Origin of the sequence: Rossellomorea sp. DA94, from assembly GCF_029834455.1 — a bacterium.
Classification (GTDB): domain Bacteria; phylum Bacillota; class Bacilli; order Bacillales; family Bacillaceae_B; genus Rossellomorea; species Rossellomorea vietnamensis.
Genome location: NZ_CP122397.1, coordinates 986,088 through 1,005,647, shown reverse-complemented (window position 1 = coordinate 1,005,647; position 19,560 = coordinate 986,088). Strand labels below are relative to the sequence as shown.

Here is a 19,560-nt window from a genome sequence, read left to right as displayed (position 1 = left end):
GATGCTGTACTGTCGATCTTTCTGTTTTATGTTCAACCCATGAAACCCTTCGTTACTCCTTGAATAAATCCTTCAATGAAGTTAGGAATCTTAAAAATGCATAGTGCAAGAATAAATCCAATGCCCATTCCTTTAATGGTGAGATTCTTCTTCGTGCTTCCGATAAAGTACACGATTAATCCCATGATCAATACAATCAGTGTCAATGTTTCTCCCTCCAAATGGTACCCTTTATAGTACATAAAAACCAATGCTTACTACATAATCCTTTCTTTGCCCCCATCTTCGATTTTAAAATGGACCTCCGTCGAGCTGCCTCCATCCACATGATTGGGAATATCCGATAAGTCAAGAACCTCCTTCAAACTGACTGATTTTTTACGATTCGCCTCAATGGTGACGGTGTAGGGACCGTTTTCATTCATGAGAGAGGTGAATCTCGTCTCGGATCCTGGAAAGAACGTATCCAGGAATTCAATGTCAAAGGTCACTGGCTCCCCGCTATGATTGGAGATAAGCAAGTTACATTCCCCTGTAAGTTCTTCTTCCTCTATCTTCTCAAAGTCACACGTTCCCTTCCCATCGTACGAAATAGCCCTAATTCCATCGGCTATCGTTTCCTGATAAACCTTTATAAGACCAAATGGTAATAGAGAATAAACAATTGCAACGATCATCACAGTGCGGATGTGATAGTTGGAAAGACCTTTTACAAGTAAAACGATTGCAAAGATAAATAGGAAAGAACCGATGATTGCCAGCACATTGTATCCATCTTGATCTTGGATAGGAAAAGACATGAACGCCATCCGTTTGTAAACCATTGGGGCATTCGGAAACGGGAAATAGAATGACATACAAATAATCAGGATCATGCCCGAAGCGATGAGATAATTTTTATTTTTAATCATGTTTTAACTTCCTTTTTCAATCATTTATGTACCAAACGTAGTGGTAGGAAGAAACAGATTCTACTGTCTCACTAATCATTAACCCTGGTAATCCAGGGAACAACTATCCTTTCATATGGCGCTTAAGGTCAAAAATACCTATCGTTCCACAAACCAATACGCCCATCCCTAAAAGAACAGTAAGAATCCAATTCTCTCCCCAGCTTGTTATGCACGTTATCAAATTGCAGAAGGCAATAACCAGACTTCCGTATTTCGCACTCCATTTGGCCTGTTCGTAGGATTGATCGGTGCTCAAGAAGATTCACTTCCTTTTCTTTTGTTTTCTGGGTCGGATTGGAATTTCCCCTCATGATCTCATCCGATTCCCCACCACATACACACTGAGGGCGACGGTACCCACTCCTATCACAATCCCAAACACCGTTCCCGTATAAAGACCGACATATTCAAGGGCAAAAGGAAGGATCATTGTCATAATGCCGACCACTATTGTATAGAGACCGAACATTTTCGCCAGCTTTTCTTTATCATCTTTAAAGACATCCTCCTGGTACCCGGCAATGAGGTTGAGCTTTTTCTTCACCCAGATTAAGTAACCTGTGTATACAATTAATAGTCCCAGGCATATGCAAAGGATAAAGGGAGTGTACATCGGGGCATTCCTCCTAAAATGAGTCAATCTTTCTAACAATCTTTCCTTTTTGGAAAACCAATCGTGTATCACACTACCAATTATTTCAAACAAACAGGTTTTAAACAATCCCCCCTGAATCATGCGGAATCCACTCACTGTCAGGCGAGATTCTGCATAATCATTCCGGATTCAGATTTATCGTGCAAGAATTCGGATATTCGTGCGGGATTTTCGATATTCAAGCCAACTTGTCGAATATCCTTTACTTCACCTATCCTCTCTACACTTTTATTAAAATATTAATATCGCGAGTCGATTTCGATAGCTATCCAGATCTATACCGGCGATTTCCTCATCCCATCCCTGTATAAAAAGAAGAGGCAACAAGAAGATTTACAGTATAATAGTCATGTATTAATGGTAATCACTAACAAAAGGAGTTGATCTATGATGAATGACGGAACGAAAGTCATTGAAGACGGCGGTGGCCAAGGTGGCGTCACTTGGAAAGTAGGCTCCCGGACTACATCGGGCAGTTATACAGTTGTCTTATATATAAGCGCGAATGGCGGCAGTCAGTGGAAAAGGGTCACCTATGACAGCAGCGGAAAAATCGTGAAAGTGGTCTACGGTGACTAACAGTAAAAGGATGATGGCGCAGGCAGCCATCATCCTTTTTCCTTAACGGAAAGACTCCGCCATCTGTATCATGTCTTGTTTCGTGAGAGTGATACCGGACCTTGCGGGCATGTATTTCATTTCATATATCGCCTCACCTTCCATCCATGTCAGCCTACTTATCTTTAAAGTGCCCTCTGTTTCAGAATAGCTTCCTTTAGAAGTACCGACCTTCACCGGTTCTTCAGATAAAGTCAGATCTAAACCAGGCTCAAGAAGTTGAAATGACATCGTGATCGTCTGCTTTTCCGGACCCATGAGAGTGACGATTTGTGCGTTTCCGTAGGGGCCTTCCTTCTCGTCCGTGCTCACATTTGTCACTTTGAAGGGAACTTTGGTGATGTATTTGAACTCTTTCCCCAGAAAATCCGGACGATCGCTTGCTTCATATAACGGCGCGCTCGCATTGTTCCCGATGATGCCTAGCTGTGTTCCGCCAAAGTAAACAAATATCGAGAGGCATGCTGCGAAAAATAGGAATGACAGGACAGGGGCAAAAATCGGCTTTTTCCAGATAGAAAACGATTTGGATGGATTAGAATGGACTTCATTCAAGATATTCTCTCTCATCTTGTTAGTGAAACCACGCCCCTTGAAGGTCTCTTCTTTCATCAAACCGCGCAATGATTTCAATTCATCCATTCTTATACACCTCACTTCGTTTAATTGTGGAACCGAGCAGGTTCTTGCCTCTTGTCAGCCGTGTCTTCACTGTATTCGTGTTGATGTCGAGACTCGCACCGATCTCGGCTAACTTCATTTCCTCAAAATAATAGAGGAAAATGACTTCCCGGTATTTAACAGGCAGGTCCAAGACTTTCTGAATCAACTCTGAGTTCTGCTCATTTTTGATCACGGTCTGTTCCGGTGCACCCATCTTTCCTTTCACCATGTCATTAATCTTATTGGAGATACTGATCATCCTAGTGTCCCATCTCCTTAAATAATCTTTGCAGTGGTTGATAGCAACAGAGATGATCCATGTCTTCAGGGAGGAATCTTCCCTGAATGTATCCATCTTTTGATAAAACTTGATGAAGACCTCCTGTGTCAGGTCCTCGGCCAGGCTGTGTTCCTTTACATAAGAATAAACCACATAATAGACATCATTCCCGAACTGAGTCATGGCTTCCTCAAGTAGCCGGTCTTTCTCGGATTTCGTCCGCTCTTCCATTTTAGAAAATTCACCTGCTTTGTATGTATCATTCATTAGACGTATCTTAAATGATAAAAGTTTTATTTTTTACAAATTTAACCAAAAATAAAAACCTGTCGAGTCTCCTCGGGCAGGCTTTCACCGGGCAGTGCCCGCTTTTATTATTACAGAACATTCCAGATCATACAATTGTTTCTTTTGTTTGTTGCAGGGATGAGAGACTATGCGCAATCAGAAATTGCGCGGAGTAGTAGGTGGTCATGATGAAGAAGGATGAAAAAGGAATCTCTGATACGAACATATTCCACGACAGAATGGAATCGGAAAGAACGAACAGGAGACTCCCGGCAATTGCCCACTTGTTTCCGGTCAGGATCGCGGATAAAGCCATCATGGAAATGACGAGCATGTAGACAATGACTGGTATGACGAGACCAGTATCCCCATCTGTTCGGAGTGCTGAAATCAGTTGCTGTCCGAATATGAACGAATACAGTGCAATCGGGAGGGCAGCTGCAAGTCGCCACTTGTTCATGCGGGATAATGTAATAAAGCCACACAAGTAGAAAAGATGTCCGACCAGAAACGCCCCGAGGCCTGCTATAAATGAAACCGCAATGAACGCATCTCCAAGCGTGCAAAAGAAGAGGCCAAAGAGGATGAAACGCAGTGCCGTTGCCGGTTTGGGAGATACCTGACGGAAGGCGAAGACGATGATGAGTACCATGGGAATGAGCTTAAAGGTCACTTTCACGGGTAATGGCTCGGATGGGATGAATAAATAAAGTACTGACATGGCTCCAATCAGGAGGGGAAATTGCCATTTCATCATGTGATAACACGTCCTTTCCTTTCTAATTCCTATTGCTATATATACTCCCTTTTTGAGCCGAATTCCTTTTATGATACTTCAATGACATTCCCGAAGAATATAAAGAAGGACGCTCCCCCAAATGGATCGTCCTTCACGCTTTCCCTTTATGTCACGGGTCCTGAATGTTTTTCTTTCTTCCTCTCTTTGACGATAAGAAGTAAAAAGTATCCACCGACAAAAACGGGAAGGGAAAGACCTGTCAATATCAGTTTCGTTTCTTCTGGAAAGGAGCTTTGTTGAATGAGTAGTTGCGGTCCATTCACAAGGATTGCCAGGATGATCATGATCCACGTTTTTGACCACAGAGACACGGCAATGATGGCCGCGAAGGCAAGAATGAGCGCAAATAGCCTTCCGATTCCTTCCATTACAACGGTAGGTGCCTCGACGTTCTGTCCAAGAAATAACAATCCCATGAACAATAAGATGGGAACTCCTCCAAGAATCGAAAATAGTGTCCATTCTCTTGCTTTTGACACCGGATGGCTTGAAACATATTTAAACACCACTGAGGTACAGAATAAAAACCCAATCATGACAAGTGGATAACCGATTAATTCAAATAACGAATAGGTCAGGTCCCCGCTTAAGGCGTCACTCAATACGATAAAAGAGAAAGCGCTCACTAATACCATCACGATATACTCGAAGATACTCTTGTAATCGATGGGCATCTCTGCGGAAATTTGATTCATGTACTGCCGGGGTGTCAAACCGGTAACCTCTGATACGCTCTTTCCCCTTTTCTCCGTTTCAACCATATGATCCTCCAGTTCCCCCACGATCTCATCGACTTCTTTTTCGTTCTTCCCGCTTGAAATCAAATAGATTCTCAGATTCCTCAGAAAGTCTTCACTCTCTTTTGATAATGGCATGCTCACTCCTCCTCCAATAGTCGATTCACACTCACAGAGACTTCTCTCCATCTTTGTTTGAAATCCTCCAACTCTTCTTTTCCTTTTGGCGTGATATAGTAATATTTTCGCTTCGGCCCGCCTGAAGGCATTTCTTTCTGACAGGCTGTCACGAGCCCTTCTTTTTTCATTCGGAGGAGCAGCGGATAAATGCTTCCTTCTTTCACCATTTTGAATCCATTGGCCGCAAGCTTCTCCATCATTTCATATCCATACACTTCACCTTTTGAAATGATCGAAAGCAGGCACCCCTCCAGGATCCCCTTTAATAATTGACTCGACGACATCCTCGTTTCTCCTCTCCCACACCCCAACTACATTGCAAAACAATATAGTTATCTAAAAAAATTTCAGATTAGGACTATGTTGCAATACAATATAGATACACTTTAGCAGATGCTGGAAAATAAATCAACCCCTTATGAGGAAGGTCCGTCCCTCATGAGGGACGGACCTTCCTATTCGTCATTCCTTTTTTCCCTGATGGTATACACATAAATGGCGGGGATCAACCCGCATAAAAAAACAACCCCTCCAACGATTAATCCATCTCTCATATCGGACCCTTCCGGTAAAGAGGCGAAGATCCCCAATATAACGGATAAGATGGTCACGACCACTACGGCCATCAACAAACTCTTCTTAGGAGGCTGCCTCTCTTCTTCATGATCCACACTGATGCTCATGGACAAATAAGCTGAAACCACAGTCGTCATGATAAACAGAAACCAAAGAGGATTATCCGTCATCCCGTCCAGTCCCGATGTGATAAAGTCATAGGCAAGAATCCCGATGATGCCTGCGTTCTGAAACAGGAACAGTACTCTAATATTTTTTAAGTTTTGTAGTTTTAGTCGCTCGTCTGCAATTTTCTTCAACTTACTTCTCCCCCTTATCTATCCACATCACTTCATCCAGCGTCTTCCCGACGGCATAACAGATTTCCAGAAATAAATTCAAGGATAGATTGTATGAACCTTTCTCAATCAGGCTGATCGTCTGCATGGTGACTCCCATTTGGTTTGCCAGCTGCTGTTGGGTTGAATTTTTTCAACACGGGAGAGCTCTACCCCTGTTTTCCATATTCATCCAACACCTTTTAAGTTTATAGTAACATATATATGTCGTTACGCAATATATATATTTCATAGAGGCATCCCCAGACTCCTCCAACTTAATTTTTCGGACAACAAAAAAAGCCTCGTCACATTCGACGGGCCCTTTATATCATCCTTCTAAAATACTTCTCCATCTCCCTCTCAGAGATGATCAGTCTCCTTGAAAAATCCTGCGTTCTTACGACATATTCCTTGATGCCGATATATTCGGATTCAACGACCAGATAGAAACAGGAGCCTTTTTTGACTCCCCTGAAATCACGTTTTAATTGATATCTCTTCATGTTGACTAAAGCCCGCTGATCACTGGCTTTCCTCCACTTGATACGACTGAGGAGGGATCGTCTTGATTTTCTTGATAAAATAATAATGTTTATATAATGCGAGTCCGATGAGGATGATCCGGACAAGGAGAATGTCGACGTACAGGACGGAAAGCAAAATAAAGAAGTCTGCGGTCAGATTGATCTTGATTTTTTCTTTCAGGGTCATTCCCTTTTTTTCTAGAAAGGGAACCACGTATTTTTTGTAGATGTACGTGTTTTTAAACCAGGCATCCACGCGCTTCGAGCTCTTGGAAAAGAAGTAAACCGCCAGCAAGTAAAACGGGCCACCCGGCAGAACGGGCAGGACTGTTCCGGCAACCCCGCACACTAGGGCTATGAACCCGAGCAACATGAACAGGATGCTTTTCATCTTTTTCAATGTCATGATCCATCTCCCCTACCCTTAACCGTTTTCCTTCATTGTACTATAAATATAGCAGAAAGTTGGGTGTGACGGGTTAGGAGATTATTGTTAATCCATCATCCACTTCCTGGCCATCATCAAAACTGTTCATTAAACCATGCCGCAGTGATCGCATTCAACTCCTCCTGCTTATTCATGAGGCCGTGGTTTCCATCTGGAATGAGTTCAAAGGTTGTATTGTCATTTTCTTTTTTCAACTCATCATAAAAGTTCTTTACCGGATGCCAATCGGTATGACGATCCGCGTCTCCTTGTACGATCAGAACAGGGACATTGATTTTTTTAACATTGATGGACTCTTCCTTTGTTTGCTCCGATTTCGGATCATAGTCCCCGTATGCATCTTGATACATATCCAGAAAACCGATGTCCTTATCCGGGTTCTCTAACAGCCAAGGATAAACCGGGTCCAGACCGACATACGGGCTTATGGCCACAACATCGGCAATATCATCCCGGATCGTGGCCAGTTTCAGTCCGACTCCCCCACCCAGCGATGTCCCGGATACAAACACTTTCCCCGTCCTCTTTCTCTTCTCGTTTTTCTCTAGGTACGAGGTTAAGGCATCGATGGCATGGCTCGTGTCAAGAGTGGCCCCATTCAATCCGGGAACGGTCCCAGCGCTTTCCCCGTATCCCCTGTATAAAGGCACGAGACTGATCAAGCCAGGGGATGCGGAATAGAGAACCATATTCTTATCGAAGGTTACCCCCATCATATCTGATACATGGGACAAGTCTTTTGACGCCGGAAAACCGCCGTGTAAACTAAGGTTAACCGGATAAGATCCTTCTTTTTCTGGTAGTGTCACATATGCTAAGGCTTCTTCCCCTTCACTCATGTACGTCATTTTATAAGACTCCAAGGTTGCATTCAGACCCTTCACTTGTATCGGATCAAATGCTACGACCTTAGTCGCTTCGTCTTCTACGAACGTTTTCTCCTTCTCAGAAGAACAAGAGGCCAAGAGTAGACATAACATTAGTAAGATTAGAGAGTACGTCCTTTTCATTTTATCCCCCCGTATCCAGTAAGGTTATAAGAGCTGTATTTCACAACTCCCGATCCACCAATCTAAAATCACTTTCCATTAAAAGACCGTTCTCCTTACGCCCAGCCTTCTTCTTTTCAACCGAACCCGACTTCACCTCATCCTCCTCCAGCAATCCCTCAAGACTCCTTGCAACCCCCGTCAAGGAGAGGATCGTCAAGGCGAAGAAAAACATCGGGATCATAAAGATCCACCAGGCGTTGGTTAATTCGACAAAGCTCTGGGACATGATGCTCGCCCATTCCTGGACGAAGGGTTGCGGCGGCGGGCACATGGGCTCGTAGCACACATCAGTCCCACCGAAGAACAGGTCGAAGAATCCGAGGTGGGCGATGATGAGAAGCGCCTGGATCATGATTTTCGGAAAAATGATAAAGAGCCGCGGCTTCAAGTGTGGAAGCACATGGTTCTTGAAAAGGAAAGTCTTGCTTCCGCCAAGGACCCGTGCGCACGTCACGAACTCTTTGTCGAGAATCTGACGTGTTTCGTTGGATAAGAGGATCGCGGTTGTCGGAGCCATGATCACGGCCAGGGCAATGGACTGCCAAATGACCCGTTCGGTGAAACTTGTCTCAAATCCTTGCCTCGGTTCCCATAGCAAGGGATAAAGCATATTGAAGGCGATGATCGATTGCGGGATGAAATAAAAGGACGTGAACATTGATTGCGTCCACTTTTTCCCCCGGGATTTCGTAAACCCTCCCATCACCCCGACGGCAAAGGACAGGATGAAGCTGAGAAGGGAAATTAGGATGGCGGCTCCAATGGTATACTGCGCCCCCTCCAATACTTTGTAAAACAGGTGATCCCCTTCCCGGTCCGTCCCGAACGGAAAGTCGGCTGAAGGAGGGAACGGGGCGTCCCCGATGATATTTGCCTCATCATCATAGAGGATATATGTATTCGGGATTTTGGCATCGGTCAGATAAAAGATCATGCTCCACCCGACGAGCACGACGATGAACAGTAAACAGATGCTAATGGTAACATGATGCCGATTCCACTTTCTCATAGACTCATCTCCCTTCCTATTTTTCGCGAGATCACAAACTGCATCAATTTTAAAAGGAGATAGAGTGGAACGAATAACATGATCGACGTAACCGCGAAGATCGCAGGTGTGTTATAGGAAAATAAAAATGAGGTGACCCCGAACACATTGAATAAATATTCCAAGATTAATAGATTCGACAGCATCATCCAGATGATCTGCTTGCCGTGATAGGTCAGACTGACGAGCACATTCCGCATCATATGGATGAACATGATCCGAAATCGGCCGAGACCCTTCCCCTTCGCAAGCTCCACATAGGGAAGCCCCTCTTCTTCCTTCAAAAAAGACACCATCGACCCCAGAAAAAAGAACGTCGGCAGGATCGAGAGCGTGATCGCCGGGAACAGGATGACCTGATTTACGCCCAGGGATGCGATATCGAGGAGCAGAATACCGGATTGTTTGAAGAACCAGATGACCGATAGTTGTAGGAAGCCGATCACAAAAATATCCGGCAGCGAGGCGATAAGAAATGAGACACCTTCCACTCCTTTCCGGACCTTTTTCCCCACGGAAAAATAGAGGATCATCAGCAAGATTGAACATGTTAAAGCCATACCGAGTGCCAGGAAAAAGATACGTGCACTGCTCAGGAAAGCTTTCAGGATGATGGGAAATAGCGGACGTTCGATATGCGAGACGGGGTTCGTATAAACCAGATGGTGAGGCTCGACTAGCTCCCTGCATACCTCCATCAATTCCTTTCCGTATGTAACGAGGGAAAACGCCTGAGTTGTGAACAGGCCGGATGTGGCACTGACGAGAATGATCCCGATGATAATGAGAACGGCTTCAAGGCCGGATTGTTTGAGTTCTTTCATCTTGTACCTCCAGTAATGATTCCTGCTAATCATTACCAATATACCAGATTTGAAAATTCTGTCAATTAGACCAGAAGGACTTTTGCACCTGACAAACCAAAGAAAAGAATCTTTCCAACCCTCTCATTTTTCTCTCCACTCCATCATGACGACACATGTAAGAGCCTTTACCATAATCATTCCTCCATAACAAATTTACAACACAACCATAAAAAAGTGATCACTCACTTTTTTGTTGACTTTCCGAAAAAACCAAGTAATATTATTTGTGAGTGATTACTCACTATTATATTTCTTTCTTAAAGGAGGTTCCAACACATGACCATTTTCAAAAATAAACTGGTACTCGCATCCCCTCTAATCGCATTTGCTATCGTCTTTATTTTCTCCCTGACTTTGTTCCCATCGGTTCAACCTCAGCCGAAGAATCTGCCGATTGCAGTCGTGAATGAAGACGAGGGTGTACAGTTGCCGGATCAACCAAAGATGAATATGGGGGAAACCATCGTTGAAAAGATGCAGGGGAAATCTGCCGGTGATCTCCCCCCAGTTAAATGGGTGAGAGTGAAAAGTGAAGAAGCTGTACAAAAAGGACTGGATAACCAGGAATACTATGCAGCCCTCGTCATCCCCAATGATTTCAGTGCAAAGCAGGCTTCGTTGCGCACGCCGGACCCCACCTCCCCTGAAGTGAAAATCTACATCAATCAAGGGATGAACACAATGGCTGCCACGGCTGCGGGCCAAATCCTGAATGGCGTCGTGGACAATCTAAACAGTACGGTCCGCGAGCAACTGCTCGATGGATTCGAGAAACAGAGTGCAACGCTGACGCCGCAACAAGTTTCAAAACTTGTAACCCCCATCACCAAGTCGGTGACGAACGTCAATGAAATCGGAACACATAGCGCTAACGGAAACGCACCTGTGTCATTGTTCCAACCACTCTGGATGGCAAGCATGGCAAGTGCTGCGGTCATTTATCTCGCTGTCAGCAAACGAACAGTTTCCAGCCGAAGAAAAGAGTTTAGGGCGAGATTCATGCAGATCCTGATCGGAGCGGCTGTCGCTCTTGTCATCGGATTTGGATTGACCTGGATTGCCGACGGACTTATAGGATTCCATATTCCTGATTTGTCGGATACTGCCTTGTTCCTGAGTATCACGTCATTCAGCTTTTTCCTGATGATATCTGCCATCCTTTCTTTGATCGGCCTTAGGGGCATGCCTCTCTTTGTATTAATGTTGTTCTTCGGGGCACCGCTTCTTGCCATGGCCCCTGAAATGATGTCATCATTTTACCGCGATTGGTTCTATTCATGGCTTCCGATGAAGTTCATGGTAGAAGGTTTGCGTGAATTGTTCTTCTTCGGAAAAGGATTGACATGGAGTTCTTCCGTTTCGACGCTTGTCTGGATTGGTCTTGGGAGTATAGTCGTCATACTGGCCACTTCGTTCAAACCCCATGCTGCGGTGGAAACGAGTGTATAAGGATAATATAAAATGGTCAGGGCTTTTAGCCGCTGACCATTTTTATTTCAGTCCAATTTAAAAAATCACCTTCCGATCCCGCTCATCTTTCAATATCTCCACCGCTTCCCGAAAACGTTGGGAATGGATGATTTCCCGTTCCCGCAAGAAACGCAGTCCGTCATTCAGATCGGGGTCATCGCTCATATTGATGATCCACTGATACGTGGCTCTCGCCTTTTCTTCGGCGGCGATGTCTTCGTAGAGGTCGGCGATCGGGTCCCCTTTTGCCTGGATATAGGAGGCAGTGAATGGGACACCGGCTGCATTTTGGTAGAAAATTGCACCGTCGTGATTCACGTAGTGGGGGTCGAGGCCCGCATCTTTCATTTGCTGCGGTGTGGCATCTTTGATGAGTTTATACACCATAGTGGCAATCATTTCCAAATGGGCAAATTCTTCGGTCCCGATGTCGGTCAATAAGCCGATGACCTTATCTGGAATCGTATATCGCTGATTCAAATATCTCAGGGCTGCCGCCAGTTCTCCGTCGGCGCCACCGTATTGTTCGATCAGAAATTTAGCCAGTTTCGGATTACATGTACTGACCCGTACAGGATATTGAAGTTTTTTCTCATAAACCCACATAGCGTCTATCCTCTCCTTTAATCCGTATTAGACCTGCCATGGCCAAGGGGCGTCTTTCCAGTCCCACGGATAGTTTGAATAGCTGTATCCGAACCCGGTCAGGGGACCGAATTCCTTTTCAAATTTCTTTTTGATTTTTTTCCTCATCCGTACGTATTCGTTGTACTGCTTGATGGCCTCATAATCATCAGGATGAGTATCTAAGTACAGTGTCAGTTCGACGATGATGAAATCAACAGTCTGTAGCTCCTCCATCACTTCGTAATAATGAGCCGGAACCTGCTTCATTATGAATCACCATCCCCATTCAGTTCATAAGGGCTGTAGTAAGGATCGTAGAACGCCTTCCAGAGCGTCCCGTTCCGCAGTGCCTCCCGCGGCGTGAACTGCTCCAGATTCGCAGGCTGAAATCCCATATAGAGATTGGGCGGGGTCGAATATACCTTCTGCTTGATCGGCGGACAAGGATCAAAGGGACTGACGTATGGATGATACACTTTATAGTTCTGATGCAAGGTACTCCCTCCTGAATTGACAATATCTTTCTATTGTTATGCAGGTGGATCTTCACCCATGACGGGCAAATGGAAATGGGACCCTTTTTAATAAATTGTTCTCGATCTGCACATCTTAGAAAAGGAGTGTAAAAATGTGAGAAGAGGTGCAGAAATATGACCATCATCGAGCTTTCTTTCAGACTCATCCTTTCCTTCCTCCTGTTGCTGACCCTTACCCGCATCATGGGTAGAAAAGAGATTTCCCAGATGACCTTTTTCAACTTCGTGTCAGCCATTGCCATCGGGACGTTGGGAGCATCGCTTGCCATCGACTCATCAATCAGCGTCCGTAATGGAGTGCTTGCTTTGGCGGGCTGGACCATTTTCACCATTGTAATGGGGTTTATTGACCTTAAGTCGAAAGCATTCAGGAAAGCGGTTGAGGGCGTGCCCCGAGTTATCATTCGAAAAGGGGAAGTGATGGATGCCGAGCTCAGGAAAGTACGACTGGATCTGGATGCCCTTAACGTCATGCTGAGAAAGAAAGACGTCTTTTCCATCAAGGAAGTGGATTATGCCATCTTCGAAACAGATGGGACGCTCTCTGTTATGAAAAAGGAAAAAGATCAACCCCTTACAAAGGGAGATCACCTGACTTTCAAGAGTCCCGTTTCCACCCACCAGGTGGCTATACCGACTGCCGTGATCGAAGATGGAAAAGTGGTCATGAATATTCTGACGGATCTCCACCTGGATGAAGACTGGTTGAAGAAACAACTTGCCTCACAAGGTATCACAGACATGGAAGACGTATTCTACGCGGAAATTCAGAAAGATGGGACGCTTGCGATCGATCGTTATCATGATATCGTCAACTGACCCAGGTTCGGAATGTCGGCATTCCCTCCTTTTCTGAAATCTCATTGGGCTTAGCCTTGTTTTTCGATTCGAACGAAAAAACTACATAGATAAACCAAAAAGATTCCCAGATTTGATATCCAATCAACCTGAGAATCTTTTTTCATTTTATTTAAATAAGTGATGATAACAATCCAAGGGGAAAATCCTTTCAATACGGTTTCAATACTACCTTGATACAATCGTCTTCTTACCCTTGATAGGTGAAGGCTTTCTTGATGATTTCATCCTTACCTACTGTAGATGTTTTGGGGGAGGATTAACGGAAGAATTTTGGTTGATTTCTTTAAAGATATCTTCGTCTCCCCTATTTTGGCTGACCGGTCTTCCGGTCGTCTGTGGGACTTGGAGCAGATTGATCAGTCTCTGCATCTCTGCCTGTAGTTGTGCAAACTCTTTCATCGTCACCGGCTTTGCACTCGGCATCAATTCTACTCCCACTTGCCCATTTGGTTCGAGGGTCGCCCATTTCACATCCGACAATTGACTGACTCCCTGTTGCCTTAATTTCATTTCAAGCTGATCGACCGTCATCCTCAACTTTTTAAAGTTCTTTTCGTTGATGACTCCATTTTCCATCAGAAGTTTGGATCTTCCAGTGATGAATTGTTCGACACGATCTGATTTCACTTGCAGGTACTCGATGACGATGAGGGTCAGGACCAAAATCAACCCGACTCCGATCGTCGTCCAAATATTTTTACCGGCCACCGGTTGTATGAGTAGTGATCCGATCCCAATCATAATGACCGTCTGGGCAAGGGTCATCTGGGAGATCGATTTTCTCCCAGCGACCCTTAGCAATAAGGTGCCCGCAAGTACTATTAGTATCGCTTTCCAAATCCAATCCAAGTCCATGTCATCTCCGTCCTTTCACTAAAAATCCCTCTTCAAGGGAAGAGGGAAAAGGGTATTTCTTTATACTTTTCCTCCGTTACGCTACATTATCCTCGTAAGGTCGGTTTTTTTATGCCGTTGAACCAGACTTTTCAGGCTTGATAAAGATCAAAACAAGCAGAAACATCAGGATGCCAAGGACTCCTGCCCCAATAAGGCTCACATTCAGGAGGGATTTCATCAATACGGCCATCAATGGCGGACCGGCTGCCACGCCGATGAAACGGGAGGAACTATAGAAGGAAGAAATCGTCCCCCTCTCCTCTTTCTCGATGTTTTCGGTGATCAACGCGTCCATCGTTGGCAGGAGTGCACCGATCGATAGGCCGAGGAAGCTTGAGACTGAGAGGAGAAGAACCAGTCGCTGATCGACAAACCCGATCAAGGCGACACTGATGCTCATCAGGACCAAACTCACCGTCATGATCACCTTCATGACCTTCAACTCTCCCTTGATCTTCCTGCCAGTAATAAAGGAAGAAATGCAGAGAGCCAGTAACGGAATGGCAAGAACAAAGCCTTTTTTTACCCCATACAGTCCATGGGTTTTCTCCAATGAATCAGAAAGGAAAAACAGGACGGCAAACAGGATGAGCATAATGTATATCCCGACGAGAAAGACCGTAAAAATCCATTTTCCCTCTTGCTTGAAAATCTTCTTCGTACTTTGGATAAAGGCTGAAAGTGCAACGGGTTCTTCCTTCTTCTTAGGGACTTTAATGAAAAAGAGAACAAGGACGATCGAAATGAGACTGAACACTGAAATAGAGAAAAACGGAAGATACCATAAATACGCAGCAAATAAAGCCCCTAAGATGGGACTCAACACTTTGCCGAATGTGTTGGACGTCTCGATCAATCCAAGACAAGAACTTGTCTTTTCATCATCATCCTTATACAAATCACCCACCAGGGGCAGGATGATCGGAGCCGCCCCGGCTGCACCGATTCCCTGGAGCACACGGCCAATAATGATCCACGTAAAAGGATCGTCCATCTTCCAGGAAGCAAAGCCCGCGACCAATCCCCCAATTAACGCAATCAGCAAACTCGGCAGGATGACCACCTTCCTGCCGAAGCGATCCGACAAATATCCCGCCACTGGAATCAGGAAGATCGACGCAATCGAATAACTTGTAATAATCATACTGGTCTGAAAAGAAGTGATCCCCACCTCTTTTTCAAATATCGGCAGGACAGGAATCAGCATGGAATTCCCCAATGTCATGACCAATGGAATCGATGCCATACTCACCACACACCAATTGCTAATCTTCGTCGTGCTATTGCATTGTTCTTTCAACTAAACCACCCTTTTGGATTGATCTGCTATTTAATCAGTATTTGATAAAGGCCGAAAGAACATTCAATGAAACGAATGGCAAATTTGAATGGTAAAGGGATGATTACGGTCATGGCACAAAAAAAGAAACCAACAAGAGATCCCTCATGAGGGGAAATGCTCCTGTTGATTTCTTTTACAACTCTTTTTGATCTACATTCAATTCAATCAGATTTCCATCCGGGTCTGCACAGAAGATCTGGGCAAAGCCGCTTTTGGAATGGGGTTTCTCTAAGGTTTCTACATTTTTTTCTTTTAACCATCGGAGTGTGTCATGATAGTTCTCCACTCGGAGGGCAAAATGACCTTCGCGGCTGGATAAATGCTTGTCCTCCCGGATCGTCTGGGAAGACGCGTCCGCGATCAGATGAAGCTGCTGGCCCTCAATGTCATACCAGGCTCCGGGAAAATCAAAATTCGGACGCGGGATTTCCTTTAAACACAGGATGTTCCCGTAAAACTCTTTAGCCCTCTCAAGATCCGTCACATTCAAACTCACATGATGAAGACATTCATACTTAATCAATCGGCTCACTTCCTTCAAATTGTCTATCTGTTTATTTTACAGAAGAAACGGTCGTTCCGCGAGAGGGACGGACCTCTTTAATTTCATTGAAAGGGCCGATTTTAATGAATTTCACCCATAAAAAGGCCACAAAATTGAGGTCCGTCCCTCAACGCCTTCAGCCATGGCCCATTCCCGCTGACCATTCTTTATGAACCTCCCGAATTCTGGTGCATATTGGAGTTCTTATCCGCTTCATCGATCTTCATCGCGTGTTGCGTCAGGTCTGGAGGCGTCATCCCTGACTTTTTCTCCAAGTAAATCGCGATGCCAGAGACCAGAATGATCGGACCCAATAGGAATAACCAGATCATATGAATACCCTCCTTTCTAAATCGCAAGGCTCTTTTCAAGAAACTCAACCCACTTCTTAAAAAGCCTCATAACACTCCCTGCAATGCTGCCCATTCATCTGGCGCTCATTCTTCGCCCCGCACTTCGGGCAAGTGACGATCGCTGACTGCTGATCGATCCCTCTCTTGTTGTGCATGTATTGACCCAGTGCTTTATTGGCAAGAAAGACCGTCCCCACGATGGCACAACCGATAGCCGCTAATATGATGATCAAGAAAATCCCATCCAACACGATTCAATCCTTTCTCAATTACTCTTACTTATCTATACGGTCGGACATGTAAAAAGTTTCAAATGGAGAGGGACGGACCTCTGAAACTCGAGCTAAAATCCCATATCCAGTGGGTTTCACCCCCAAATTGGGCTGAAAACAGAGGTCCGTCCCTCGCCCTTCGCACAACAAAAGGTCCGTCCCTACCGCAGTGAGGGACGGACCTTTGTCGAATGGGCCGGGGTTGGAAGGGGTCCTCCTCCTTCTTCTTTGTAGATGGGGAAGGAGAGGATGACGGAGGTTCCTTTGCCGGGCCTGCTTTGAACTTTGATGGTGCCTTTCATGCCTTCTGTGAGTTGGTAGACGGTCATCATGCCGAGGCCGGTCCCATTTTTGCCTTTCATGGAGAAGTAGGGTTCGCCGAGGCGCATGAGTTGTTCTTTGGTCATTCCGATCCCAGTATCGTTGATGACGATGAACACCCTTTCATTGTCCTGGTAGCTGAAAATCCGTAGCGTACCACCCGTTTCCATTGCCTCGAGTCCATTCTTCATGATGTTGATGAGGATCTGTTGGAGCTTGTTGGGATCCCCTTTAATGGAGTGATGATGAAGGATGTTCGCCTTCAGGATGATTCCTTTTTTCACCGCCAGGGGCATGATGATTTCCTGGGATCGGTTCATTTCACCCCGGATTTCCACCTCCACCTCAACCTCTGGGTGGGGACGGGCGAAGTCCAAATATTGATTGATCACCTCAGTGGCCCGGTCGATCTCCCTGACAGCGACCTTCGACAGCTCACTATTTGTACTGACGTTGGTTGGATCTTCCTGTATCAGTTGGAGGAATCCCTTTACCGTGGTGAGTGGATTCCTCACTTCATGACTCATGCTTGCCGCAAGGTGACTGACCACCTGCATCTTCTCGTATTTGATCGCTTCCAATTGAAGAATATAGATGGTCCGGATGATTTCACACAGGTAAAAGACGAAGAACGTAGATCCGCTGAGAACAGCTGAATAGATCAAGAAAGAATTGTCATACCCGAAATGAAAAATTATGGACGGAATCCATAAAGACAGGACCGAGTATCCGAACGCAAAGAGCGTATACCAGTACACCCTCGTCATCCACGTTTTCCCCTCCCACCTCGGACGCATATACAGGATGAGCAGCGTGAATAGAACCGCCATGACCACGGTCACCCATAATCCAGGTCCCATCATCGGGGCACGGACCGCGATCATTGTAAGAGCGAGCCAGGGCAGTACCCGGTTCCCGCCGTATATCCCTCCAATTAAAAAAGGGATGAACCGCAAGTCATACATAAATCCATCTTCCAATCGGACACTTAATGCCAGGCTGAGTAACAGAAGAAGCGAACTGGCCAAATAGATCCACAGCGGTTTGATGTGAAGTTTATGTACTTTATTTCGGGAAAGGTAATGAAAACTTATCAGTAAAATGATGATCAATATGGCAAGAAGGTTAAGAAGCAGACCGGTCAATAGCTCAAAGTGATTCATCGGTATTTCTTCCCTACTTTCAGTAATTTTAAAAGATTTTAAAAAATCATACTTTATACTCTATTATAACTGAAATGAACGGCTTGTGTTTTATTTTTATTAGACAGAATTTTGCATGCTCGTCTTCATTCCCTCTCCTTTGTCCATAATGGGAATGAACGCTTTTTGGATAAGGAGATACCCTATGGATGGAGTTTTAATCGCTGTCGGAAGAACGGTGATCAGTTTTCTGTTATTGGTCATTGTCACGTTAGCCATTGGCAAACATATCAACTCACACAAAAATCATTATAGCTTTGCCCTGTCGATCACAGTAGGTTCCTGCATTGCCAATATGGGTTTTGATACGGAGCTTGATTTTTCAAATATCTTCATTTCTTTTATCGTGCTGGTCTTATTATTTTACTTATTTCTGATATTGTCTTCGAAAAACCGGCTATTCAGACGATGGTTATCCGGACGTCCCACGATCCTGATGGAAAAGGGGAAAATTTTGGATGAGAATATGAAAAAATTAAAGTTCACGATGGATGACTTGAATCAGCATCTCCGGGAACTTGGGGTGTTTGACATAAACGAGGTGGAATATGCTCTGTTAGAAGTGAGCGGGGTCCTGTCCATCAAAAAGAAAAACCGTTTCCTGCCACTCACGAAGGCTGACATGAAGATGGATCCTTCCCCCTCTGCTTCCATCCCTATTGAATTAATGATGGAGGGTAAGATCATTCCGAAAAACCTGGCTCCCCCCTACACATTACAATGGTTGGAGAGTGAAGCGAACAAGAGAGGCATCACATTGAACGACATCTATTATGCCGTGATCAACAGCAATGGCACCTTGTTCATCGACCTTTATAAAGATCATCTCCCGGGCGGCAGTGAACGAATGGACAGATAAAGGCATATAGTATCTCAACGTCCGAATAGACCAAAGAAATGGGAGAGTGACCGTATGTATCAATACCGAACACCGGTGAATCATGTTGTCTTTCCACCTGACCCCATGTGCCATCCTTATCACAGACAATATACAGGAGGGTATGATACCCATGTGCATATGATCGAAGCACACTATTCCCAGTTGAATCGAAAAGTGCAGCGACTGCTTGAGAGGGTCGAGCGTATTGAAAGATATCTTGGGATTAAGCCGTAGTGGGCTGGACAGGT

The 19,560-nt window shown here is 44.9% G+C and carries 29 protein-coding genes; 5 read left to right on the top strand and 24 right to left on the bottom strand.

The window, feature by feature from the left end; translation table 11 throughout:
- Positions 1 to 32 precede the first annotated feature (32 nt).
- The 3 genes from P8596_RS05295 to P8596_RS05285 form a co-directional block, all read right to left on the bottom strand.
- The gene (locus P8596_RS05295; RefSeq protein WP_224520914.1) at positions 33 to 206 is read right to left on the bottom strand and encodes a hypothetical protein; all 174 of its coding nucleotides are present in this window, start codon (positions 204 to 206) and stop codon (positions 33 to 35) included.
- A 51-nt stretch (positions 207 to 257) separates the two neighbouring features.
- A complete protein-coding gene (locus P8596_RS05290; RefSeq protein ID WP_279726276.1) occupies positions 258 to 911 on the bottom strand; it encodes a hypothetical protein in 654 nt (217 codons plus the stop codon).
- Positions 912 to 1,260: 349 nt separating this feature from the next.
- Positions 1,261 to 1,566 carry a DUF3784 domain-containing protein gene (locus P8596_RS05285; RefSeq protein ID WP_224520916.1) on the bottom strand — a complete coding sequence of 102 codons (306 nt, stop codon included), beginning with the start codon at positions 1,564 to 1,566 and terminating at the stop codon, positions 1,261 to 1,263.
- Between the two features lie 429 nt (positions 1,567 to 1,995).
- On the opposite strand from P8596_RS05285, the gene P8596_RS05280 reads away from it, so the two are divergent.
- Positions 1,996 to 2,187: a hypothetical protein gene (locus tag P8596_RS05280; protein WP_224520917.1), complete on the top strand. Its 192-nt coding sequence runs from the start codon at positions 1,996 to 1,998 to the stop codon at positions 2,185 to 2,187.
- Between the two features lie 42 nt (positions 2,188 to 2,229).
- Here the strand turns inward: P8596_RS05280 and P8596_RS05275 are convergent, their stop codons facing one another.
- The 12 genes from P8596_RS05275 to P8596_RS05220 all read right to left on the bottom strand — a co-directional run bounded on the left by P8596_RS05275 (position 2,230) and on the right by P8596_RS05220 (position 9,965).
- Positions 2,230 to 2,868 (bottom strand): hypothetical protein, encoded by a 639-nt coding sequence (locus P8596_RS05275; RefSeq protein ID WP_224520918.1) that lies wholly within the window; start codon positions 2,866 to 2,868, stop codon positions 2,230 to 2,232.
- Positions 2,861 to 3,436 carry a sigma-70 family RNA polymerase sigma factor gene (locus P8596_RS05270; protein ID WP_224520919.1) on the bottom strand — a complete coding sequence of 192 codons (576 nt, stop codon included), beginning with the start codon at positions 3,434 to 3,436 and terminating at the stop codon, positions 2,861 to 2,863. Before P8596_RS05270 ends, P8596_RS05275 begins: the two co-directional genes overlap by 8 nt.
- 127 nt (positions 3,437 to 3,563) lie before the next feature.
- A complete protein-coding gene (locus P8596_RS05265) occupies positions 3,564 to 4,214 on the bottom strand; it encodes a lysoplasmalogenase (RefSeq protein WP_224520920.1) in 651 nt (216 codons plus the stop codon).
- 146 nt (positions 4,215 to 4,360) lie between these two features.
- Positions 4,361 to 5,131 carry a DUF1129 family protein gene (locus tag P8596_RS05260; protein WP_224520921.1) on the bottom strand — a complete coding sequence of 257 codons (771 nt, stop codon included), beginning with the start codon at positions 5,129 to 5,131 and terminating at the stop codon, positions 4,361 to 4,363.
- A 2-nt stretch (positions 5,132 to 5,133) separates the two neighbouring features.
- Complete coding sequence (locus P8596_RS05255; protein ID WP_224520922.1) at positions 5,134 to 5,457, bottom strand: PadR family transcriptional regulator; 324 nt, start codon at positions 5,455 to 5,457, stop codon at positions 5,134 to 5,136.
- Positions 5,458 to 5,628: 171 nt separating this feature from the next.
- On the bottom strand, positions 5,629 to 6,048 hold the full coding sequence (locus P8596_RS05250; protein WP_034762032.1) for a hypothetical protein: 420 nt from the start codon (positions 6,046 to 6,048) through the stop codon (positions 5,629 to 5,631).
- Position 6,049: 1 nt separating this feature from the next.
- Entirely contained in the window at positions 6,050 to 6,199 is a 150-nt protein-coding gene (locus P8596_RS05245; protein ID WP_224521145.1) for a helix-turn-helix transcriptional regulator, read from the bottom strand.
- A 193-nt stretch (positions 6,200 to 6,392) separates the two neighbouring features.
- Positions 6,393 to 6,572 carry a hypothetical protein gene (locus P8596_RS05240; RefSeq protein WP_034762029.1) on the bottom strand — a complete coding sequence of 60 codons (180 nt, stop codon included), beginning with the start codon at positions 6,570 to 6,572 and terminating at the stop codon, positions 6,393 to 6,395.
- Positions 6,573 to 6,591: 19 nt separating this feature from the next.
- The gene (locus tag P8596_RS05235; protein ID WP_224520923.1) at positions 6,592 to 6,999 is read right to left on the bottom strand and encodes a YbaN family protein; all 408 of its coding nucleotides are present in this window, start codon (positions 6,997 to 6,999) and stop codon (positions 6,592 to 6,594) included.
- 116 nt (positions 7,000 to 7,115) lie between these two features.
- A complete protein-coding gene (locus tag P8596_RS05230; RefSeq protein ID WP_224520924.1) occupies positions 7,116 to 8,051 on the bottom strand; it encodes an alpha/beta hydrolase family protein in 936 nt (311 codons plus the stop codon).
- Positions 8,052 to 8,091: 40 nt separating this feature from the next.
- The gene (locus tag P8596_RS05225) at positions 8,092 to 9,102 is read right to left on the bottom strand and encodes an ABC transporter permease (protein ID WP_224520925.1); all 1,011 of its coding nucleotides are present in this window, start codon (positions 9,100 to 9,102) and stop codon (positions 8,092 to 8,094) included.
- Complete coding sequence (locus P8596_RS05220) at positions 9,099 to 9,965, bottom strand: ABC transporter permease subunit (RefSeq protein WP_224520926.1); 867 nt, start codon at positions 9,963 to 9,965, stop codon at positions 9,099 to 9,101. Before P8596_RS05220 ends, P8596_RS05225 begins: the two co-directional genes overlap by 4 nt.
- A gap of 324 nt (positions 9,966 to 10,289) precedes the next feature.
- On the opposite strand from P8596_RS05220, the gene P8596_RS05215 reads away from it, so the two are divergent.
- Positions 10,290 to 11,456: a YhgE/Pip domain-containing protein gene (locus P8596_RS05215; RefSeq protein ID WP_224521146.1), complete on the top strand. Its 1,167-nt coding sequence runs from the start codon at positions 10,290 to 10,292 to the stop codon at positions 11,454 to 11,456.
- Positions 11,457 to 11,513: 57 nt separating this feature from the next.
- On the opposite strand, the gene P8596_RS05210 is transcribed toward P8596_RS05215, so the two are convergent.
- The 3 genes from P8596_RS05210 to P8596_RS05200 are packed head-to-tail and all read right to left on the bottom strand — an operon-like array spanning position 11,514 to position 12,598.
- Complete coding sequence (locus P8596_RS05210) at positions 11,514 to 12,083, bottom strand: manganese catalase family protein (protein WP_034762021.1); 570 nt, start codon at positions 12,081 to 12,083, stop codon at positions 11,514 to 11,516.
- Between the two features lie 27 nt (positions 12,084 to 12,110).
- Complete coding sequence (locus P8596_RS05205; RefSeq protein WP_224520927.1) at positions 12,111 to 12,371, bottom strand: spore coat protein CotJB; 261 nt, start codon at positions 12,369 to 12,371, stop codon at positions 12,111 to 12,113.
- Positions 12,371 to 12,598, bottom strand: coding sequence for a spore coat associated protein CotJA (locus P8596_RS05200; RefSeq protein ID WP_224520928.1), 228 nt, complete (start codon positions 12,596 to 12,598; stop codon positions 12,371 to 12,373). The genes P8596_RS05205 and P8596_RS05200 overlap by 1 nt, the downstream gene beginning before the upstream one ends.
- Before the next feature lie 156 nt (positions 12,599 to 12,754).
- Here P8596_RS05200 and P8596_RS05195 point away from each other — a divergent pair, with 156 nt between their 5' ends.
- Positions 12,755 to 13,459, top strand: coding sequence for a YetF domain-containing protein (locus P8596_RS05195; RefSeq protein ID WP_224520929.1), 705 nt, complete (start codon positions 12,755 to 12,757; stop codon positions 13,457 to 13,459).
- Between the two features lie 273 nt (positions 13,460 to 13,732).
- Here P8596_RS05195 and P8596_RS05190 read toward each other — a convergent pair whose 3' ends face one another.
- The 6 genes from P8596_RS05190 to P8596_RS05165 all read right to left on the bottom strand — a co-directional run bounded on the left by P8596_RS05190 (position 13,733) and on the right by P8596_RS05165 (position 18,393).
- On the bottom strand, positions 13,733 to 14,356 hold the full coding sequence (locus P8596_RS05190) for a DUF421 domain-containing protein (protein WP_224520930.1): 624 nt from the start codon (positions 14,354 to 14,356) through the stop codon (positions 13,733 to 13,735).
- Between the two features lie 109 nt (positions 14,357 to 14,465).
- Positions 14,466 to 15,644 carry an MFS transporter gene (locus P8596_RS05185; protein ID WP_224521147.1) on the bottom strand — a complete coding sequence of 393 codons (1,179 nt, stop codon included), beginning with the start codon at positions 15,642 to 15,644 and terminating at the stop codon, positions 14,466 to 14,468.
- A gap of 229 nt (positions 15,645 to 15,873) precedes the next feature.
- Positions 15,874 to 16,263 (bottom strand): VOC family protein, encoded by a 390-nt coding sequence (locus tag P8596_RS05180; RefSeq protein WP_224520931.1) that lies wholly within the window; start codon positions 16,261 to 16,263, stop codon positions 15,874 to 15,876.
- 188 nt (positions 16,264 to 16,451) lie between these two features.
- Positions 16,452 to 16,616: a hypothetical protein gene (locus P8596_RS05175; protein WP_224520932.1), complete on the bottom strand. Its 165-nt coding sequence runs from the start codon at positions 16,614 to 16,616 to the stop codon at positions 16,452 to 16,454.
- Positions 16,617 to 16,672: 56 nt separating this feature from the next.
- Positions 16,673 to 16,870 (bottom strand): hypothetical protein, encoded by a 198-nt coding sequence (locus tag P8596_RS05170; RefSeq protein WP_224520933.1) that lies wholly within the window; start codon positions 16,868 to 16,870, stop codon positions 16,673 to 16,675.
- A 200-nt stretch (positions 16,871 to 17,070) separates the two neighbouring features.
- The gene (locus P8596_RS05165; RefSeq protein ID WP_224520934.1) at positions 17,071 to 18,393 is read right to left on the bottom strand and encodes a sensor histidine kinase; all 1,323 of its coding nucleotides are present in this window, start codon (positions 18,391 to 18,393) and stop codon (positions 17,071 to 17,073) included.
- A gap of 184 nt (positions 18,394 to 18,577) precedes the next feature.
- Here P8596_RS05165 and P8596_RS05160 point away from each other — a divergent pair, with 184 nt between their 5' ends.
- Together P8596_RS05160 and P8596_RS05155 are read left to right on the top strand one after the other, a co-directional pair.
- Positions 18,578 to 19,291 carry a DUF421 domain-containing protein gene (locus P8596_RS05160; protein WP_224520935.1) on the top strand — a complete coding sequence of 238 codons (714 nt, stop codon included), beginning with the start codon at positions 18,578 to 18,580 and terminating at the stop codon, positions 19,289 to 19,291.
- Between the two features lie 54 nt (positions 19,292 to 19,345).
- Complete coding sequence (locus P8596_RS05155; protein ID WP_224520936.1) at positions 19,346 to 19,546, top strand: hypothetical protein; 201 nt, start codon at positions 19,346 to 19,348, stop codon at positions 19,544 to 19,546.
- Positions 19,547 to 19,560 lie beyond the last annotated feature (14 nt).